Origin of the sequence: Streptomyces sp. NPDC059900 (assembly GCF_050270335.1) — a bacterium.
In the GTDB taxonomy this organism is placed as follows: domain Bacteria; phylum Actinomycetota; class Actinomycetes; order Streptomycetales; family Streptomycetaceae; genus Streptomyces.
This window is the reverse complement of the sequence record NZ_JBNNJZ010000729.1, coordinates 1-3,619: the sequence shown is the minus strand read 5'-3', so window position 1 is coordinate 3,619 and position 3,619 is coordinate 1. Positions and strand designations below refer to the sequence as shown.

At 72.9% G+C, this 3,619-nt stretch carries 5 protein-coding genes; 2 read left to right on the top strand and 3 right to left on the bottom strand.

The features are described from left to right. Positions 1-362 (bottom strand): helix-turn-helix domain-containing protein (locus ACQKIP_RS42840; protein ID WP_427745487.1); only part of this gene is annotated, 362 nt, incomplete at its 3' end. 268 nt (positions 363-630) lie between these two features. Between ACQKIP_RS42840 and ACQKIP_RS42835 the strand changes: the two genes are divergently transcribed. Then, positions 631-1,098 (top strand): ATP-binding protein, encoded by a 468-nt coding sequence (locus tag ACQKIP_RS42835; protein WP_365860951.1) that lies wholly within the window; start codon positions 631-633, stop codon positions 1,096-1,098. On the opposite strand, the gene ACQKIP_RS42830 is transcribed toward ACQKIP_RS42835, so the two are convergent. Further along, positions 1,087-1,998, bottom strand: a complete 912-nt coding sequence (locus ACQKIP_RS42830) for a LysR family transcriptional regulator (RefSeq protein ID WP_365860953.1) — start codon at positions 1,996-1,998, stop codon at positions 1,087-1,089. The genes ACQKIP_RS42835 and ACQKIP_RS42830 overlap by 12 nt on opposite strands. A 140-nt stretch (positions 1,999-2,138) precedes the next feature. On the opposite strand from ACQKIP_RS42830, the gene ACQKIP_RS42825 reads away from it, so the two are divergent. After that, positions 2,139-2,840 carry a LysE family translocator gene (locus tag ACQKIP_RS42825; protein WP_365860955.1) on the top strand — a complete coding sequence of 234 codons (702 nt, stop codon included), beginning with the start codon at positions 2,139-2,141 and terminating at the stop codon, positions 2,838-2,840. On the opposite strand, the gene ACQKIP_RS42820 is transcribed toward ACQKIP_RS42825, so the two are convergent. Continuing rightward, positions 2,818-3,414, bottom strand: a complete 597-nt coding sequence (locus ACQKIP_RS42820) for a DUF6328 family protein (RefSeq protein WP_365860957.1) — start codon at positions 3,412-3,414, stop codon at positions 2,818-2,820. The genes ACQKIP_RS42825 and ACQKIP_RS42820 overlap by 23 nt on opposite strands. Positions 3,415-3,619: the final 205 nt, after the last annotated feature.

Genomic DNA, 3,619 nt, shown 5'->3' with positions numbered 1-3,619 from the left:
ACGCTGGTCTCCAGCGTGCGGACCCGGCGGGCCTGCGACTCCAGGCTGATGTAGTCGCGGTAGGCGGGCGGCAGCAGGTCGCGGTAGGCGTGCCACCAGTGACCGCGCCCGTTGTCCTCCTCCGAGCCCGCCAACGCGACCAGCAACTGGCGCAGATGGGGGTCCTTCGCCTCGTACGCCTCGAGCAGCAGGCGTACGTCGGCGGCCTTGGCCCCGCTACGCCCCGTCTCGATCCGGCTGACCTTCGACTGATGCCAGCCGACCCGGTCCGCCGCCTGGCCGCTGGTGAGTCCGGCCTGCGTGCGCAGCTTGCGCAGTTCGGCACCGAGTTTCCGGCGGCGCACCGCGGGACCGTACCGCATGTCCTTCTCCTTCCCGGCAAAGGCGCTTCCCCGGCCCCCGACGGCCTTTCACCGGCGACAGTAGAGGAAGCGACGGCGCCGCGCCCAAATACGGTCTTCCGTAGCAGAGTTCACCGCTTCGAGCGACAGATATATGCACATCTTGATGGATGGCCCCCTGTGAGGGGCCCCGGAGTGGCAGGCTGGCGCAAAGCACCATTCCGGGACTGTCCTCGTGCCTTCCGCCACGAATCGGAGCCGAGCCCCGGTGGGAAAGGGACACGTCGCCATGGCAGACCTTCAGGAAGCATCCGTCACCCTGCCGAGCGATCCTGCCTCGGTCTCCGCGGCCCGGAAGTACGTCTCGAACGTCCTCGCGGAGTGGGGCCTGCCCGACGACACGGAAGTGGCCGACACGATCCGGCTCATCGTCTCCGAGCTCGCCACGAACGCCGTCCAGCACACCCGCGGCCAGTCGCCCACCTTCACGGTGGACGTCGAACTCGACCGGGAGGAGCAGCTGCGCATCGGCGTCACCGACAGCCACCCCCGCTACCCCAAGCGGCTGCCCGCGGCCGTCCAGCAGGACAACGGCCGCGGCCTGGTGATCATCCGCTGGCTGACCATGGAGTGCGGCGGCCGTCTGTCCGTCACTCCCACCCCCGAGGGCGGCAAGACGGTCTGGATCGCGCTGCCGTGGACCGCGCAGGTCCGCGGCGACGCAGCGGCCCCCTCGGGCTGGCGCTCACCCCGCTGAGCGCCCGAAAGCGCCTCTCAGCAGCGCCCGGAAGGTGTCCGCCGCGGGATGCGGCTCGTCGGTGCGGTGGACGACCGAGATCGTACGGCGCAGATTCCCCGGCTCAAGGGGCCGCACCCCCACCGGCATCACCGCCGTCCGCGCCACCATCTCCGGCACGACGGCGACGCCGAGCCCGGAGCTGACAAGGGCGCACACCAGCGCGTAGTTCGGGGTCTCCACCAGGACCGAGGGCGTCGCCCCGGCCCGGACGAGGGCGGACTCCACGCCCTGCCGGGGCGGATACGCGGGCGCCATGCTGATCAGCGGATGACCGGCGAGCTCGCTCAGGGGCAGCCGTGCGGAAGTGCTCGCGAGCGCGTGGCCTGGCGCGGTCACCAGGACGAGCTCCTCGACCAGGACCGGCTCCGCGGTCACGGACGCGGGCAGCGGCACCGGGTCCATCGGCTCGTACGTATGGGTGAGCGCCAGATCGACCTCGCCCGCCGCCACGGCCGCGACACCGAGCGGCGGTTCATAGCCCCGCACCGTCAGGTCGATGTCCGGATGGGCGCGGCGGAACGCGGTCAGCGCGGGCGGCACCAGATGGATCCCGGCGCTGGTGAAGGTGCCCACGCTCAGCCTGCCGCCGGACAGGCCCGCCAGCTGGGCCAGTTCGTGCCGGGCCTGCTCCATCTCGGCAAGGACCCGGCGCGCCCGGGCGAGCAGCAGTTCGCCCGCACCGGTCAGCCGTGCCCCGCGGTGATGCCGGACCAGGAGCGGGGTGCCCGCCTCGCGTTCGAGCTTGGCCAGTTGCTGGGAGAGGGCGGGCACGGTGTAGCCGAGACGTTCGGCGGCGCGGGTGATCGACCCGGCCTCGGAGACCGCCACCAGTGCGGCGAGCCGCGTCGGGTCGTACATGAGCTCTCCCGGTGCAGGAGCCGGCGGGCCGTGGTGCCGCGTGGAGCTGTCCGCCGGCGTGGGGCTAAACGCCTGCTTAAGGCAGACCCCAGGATATTGCACATACCTGCTGAAGGCAGAAGAACGGCAGGCTGGGCGGCATGGACGCTCAACTGGTCGCTTTCGCCGGAGTCGCCGCGGGCATGGTCGCCATGCCGGGCGCCGACTTCGCCGTGGTGGTGCGCAACGCGCTGGCTTCCCGCCGTGCCGGGGTCGCCTGGGCGCTCGGCGTCGCGGGCGGGCTCGTGGTGCACACGGCCCTGGCGGTGGCCGGGGTCGCGGCGGTCCTCGCGGCGGTGCCCACGCTCTTCCGGGACCTTCAGGCGGCGGGCGGGGGCTATCTGCTCTACCTCGGCTACCGGGCGCTGCGGTCGGCGGCGAGGCCGCTGCGGGACTTCGGCGCCACTGCCGGGGACGGTGACGCGGCCGAGCGCGGCCGGGGCAACGGCGACGGGGCCGAGCGCGGCCAGGGCAACGGCGACGGTGAGGGGCGGCCCGCGGTCGGGGGCAGCCTGCGGCAGGGCTTCCTGACCAACGCCCTCAACCCCAAGGCTCCCGTCACCTTCCTCAGCGTGCTGCCCCAGTTCGTGCCCGCGGGCACCCCCGCGATGCCGAGGACACTGCTGCTGGCGTCCGTCATCGTCGCCCTGGCGCTGGTGTGGTTCCCGGCCGTCGCGCTCCTGGTCGACCGGCTCGGCCGCAGGCTGCGACGGCCGCGGGCTGCCCGGGCGATCGAGCGCGGCACGGGAGGCGCGCTCGGTGTGCTCGGCCTGGTGCTCCTCACCGAGGCCCTGCTCGCCTGACGCCGCCCGGCGCGTCCGGATCCCCGGCGTCGTCCGGCGCGTCCGACTCCTTGTCCCTGTCCGCCGCGCGGCGCACCAGGAGGGGGAGCAGGCCCCACAGGCCCGAGCACACCACCAGCGTGCCCGCGCTCGCGATGATGCCGCCGGTCCTGCCCACCGCCACGTCGACGACCAGGAGCACCGCACCGGCGACCGCGAACACCAGGACCACCAGGCCGAGGCCCGCGAGGCGGGACGACACCCGCACGATCCGCGGCTTGGCCTGCCGCCCGAACAGCGATCGGTGCACGGCGGCCGGCGCGGTGAACAGCGCCGCGGCGAGGACGGCGAGCAGCAGCGTGCTGACGTAGGTGGCGCGCTGCATCGTGTCGAGCGACGGGAAGCGCTCGGTGAAGGCGAGCGTCAGCAGGAACGCGAAGAGGATCTGCACGCCGGCCTGCGTCACGCGCAGCTCCTGGAGGATCTCCGAGAAGTTGCGATCGGCCCGCTCGAAGCGCGTTTCGTTCCTTGGTGACTTGTCCCGGTCGTTGCGCGGTGGCTCGTCCCGGGCGGTTGGGCTGCTGTTTTCGGCCATGGCGCACGAGTATCCGCGTCGACGCCCGCCACGCCTGGCGGGCGCGCCGGGCAGGGGGTTCGCGGGGGCCGGTCGGGCGGCGGCGGGGAAGCAGCCGCCACCGCCCGACGGCGGACGATCAGGGGCGGGTGATCAGCGCACCCTGCCGTACCAGACGCACATCGTCCACATATTATCGAGCCGCACCACCGTGTTCGACTTCGGG

Coding starts and splice junctions, on each gene's coding strand:
- ACQKIP_RS42835 (WP_365860951.1), top strand. CDS start 631: ATGGCAGACCTTCAGGAAGCATCCGTCACCCTGCCGAGCGATCCTGCC.
- ACQKIP_RS42830 (WP_365860953.1), bottom strand. CDS start 1,998: ATGTACGACCCGACGCGGCTCGCCGCACTGGTGGCGGTCTCCGAGGCC.
- ACQKIP_RS42825 (WP_365860955.1), top strand. CDS start 2,139: ATGGACGCTCAACTGGTCGCTTTCGCCGGAGTCGCCGCGGGCATGGTC.
- ACQKIP_RS42820 (WP_365860957.1), bottom strand. CDS start 3,414: ATGGCCGAAAACAGCAGCCCAACCGCCCGGGACGAGCCACCGCGCAAC.